Annotated in this window: 1 protein-coding gene; it reads left to right on the forward strand. The window is 57.1% G+C overall.

Annotated elements, in window-relative coordinates; all coding sequences use genetic code 11:
* On the forward strand, positions 1-1,967 hold a 1,967-nt coding region (locus tag DCCM_RS18185; RefSeq protein ID WP_123057292.1), incomplete at both ends, for an SDR family oxidoreductase.

Raw genomic sequence — 1,967 nt, forward strand, 5'->3', positions numbered from 1 at the left:
AAGGCCATTGACGGCTGGATAATCAAAGGGAAGTATGCCAAACTTCTTAATCTCTGGGTCAAGGGCCTGATTGTTGATTGGAACAATCTATATGGCGAAACCAAACCCCGCCGCATCAGTTTGCCCACCTATCCCTTTGCCGGGGAACGCTACTGGGCGCCTGAAATGGAGACCGGACCCGCGGGCAATGGCGCCGGAGCGGCCCTAGCCGTGACAGCCTCAATTCATCCCTTGCTGCACCAAAACACCTCCGACTTTTCAGAGCAGCGGTTCAGCTCGACCTTTACAGGCCGGGAGTTTTTCCTGGCGGATCATGTGGTAAAGGGCCGGCGGGTGCTGCCTGGAATGGCCTGTCTGGAAATGGCCAGGGCGGCGGTGGATAAGGCGGCAGGGGCCTTGAAGGAGGGTAAAGCCGCAGTCCGGCTGAAAAACATTGTTTGGGCCCGGCCCATTGCCCTGGGGGAACAGCCGGTTCAGATACACATCGGACTCTTTCCCGGAAACAGCGGAGAGATTGCTTACCGGATCTACAGCGAGCCCGGGGCCCTGGACACAGAGCCTGTGGTGCACAGCCAGGGCAGCGCGACACTGAGTCCGGCCTCAAAAGCTCCAATTTTGGATCTAAAGGCCTTGCAGGCCCGGTGCAGCCGGGGCAGCCTGTCCTCCGGCGGATGCTACCAGGCCTTCAGGGCGATGGGGATTGACTATGGTCCGGGGTACCGGGGGATTGAGAAGGTGTACGTGGGGCAGGGTCAGGTGCTGGCCAAGCTATCCCTGCCGCCCTCCGTCTCCGGCACAGCGGAGCAATTTGTACTGCATCCCGGTTTGCTGGACTCCGCCCTGCAGGCGTCAATAGGGCTGGTAATGAGCCCTGATGATCCCAAAGCTCCCCGCAAACCGTTCCTGCCCTTTGCCCTGCAAGAGCTTGAAGTCCTTGGCAGCTGCACTTCCAGCATGTGGGCTTTTATTCAATACAGCGGCGGCAGCGTGGCAGGGGACAGGGTGCAAAAACTCGATATTGATTTATGCGACGGGCAGGGCAAGGTTTGTGCGCGGATGAAAGGGTTTTCAACCAGAGCGCTGGAAGGCGAAGTGAGTTCGACAGTATTTACGGCAACTTCCGGAACTCTTATGCTTCATCCCCGCTGGAAAGAACGGGCCGTCGCCCGGGAAGCCCCGGCTTCTGAATATGCCCGGCACCTGGTGATGCTCCTTGAGCCTGGTGAGGATTTCCGGGAAAGCATCGAAACCCAAATGGGCGGAGTGCGCTGCCTTACCTTGGAATCCAAGCAAAACCGCATGGAGGAGCGGTTTCAGACCTACGCCGTTCAGGCCTTTGAAGAAATACAAAGCATCCTCAAAGACCAGCCCGGGGGTAAAGTGCTGCTCCAGATTGTTACTTCGGCCCAACAAGAACAGCAACTTTTCTCCGGCCTCGCCGGCCTCTTAAAAACCGCCCGGCTGGAGAATCCCAAAATCATAGGGCAGCTGATAGAAGTGGACCCCGGTGAAGATGCGGCGGGAATCGTAAATAAGCTCAGAGAGAACAGCCGGAGCCCCATTGATAAGCAAATTCGATATCAGGACGGCGGACGATATGTTGCCGGCTGGAGTGAAGTTGAAGCTTCCCGGGAAGAAGCGGCGCTCCCCTGGAGGGACCGGGGCGTCTATTTAATAACCGGGGGCGCCGGTGGTCTGGGACTTATTTTTGCCAGAGAAATTGCGCAAAAAGTCAAGGACGCCACCCTGATCCTGGCGGGCCGAGCTCCGCTGAGCGGGGAGAAGCAAGCCCGGCTTAATGAATTGGAGACATTGGGCGCCCGGATTGAATACAAGCAAGTTGATGTGACCCAAAAGAAAGCGGTTGCCGGCTTGCTCCGGAGCATCCGGGAGGATTTTGGAAATATAAATGGCATCATACACGGCGCGGGTGTGATACGGGACAACTTCATCATCAAAAAGACTAA

This window comes from Desulfocucumis palustris (assembly GCF_002933875.1).
In the GTDB taxonomy this organism is placed as follows: domain Bacteria; phylum Bacillota; class Desulfotomaculia; order Desulfotomaculales; family Desulfocucumaceae; genus Desulfocucumis; species Desulfocucumis palustris.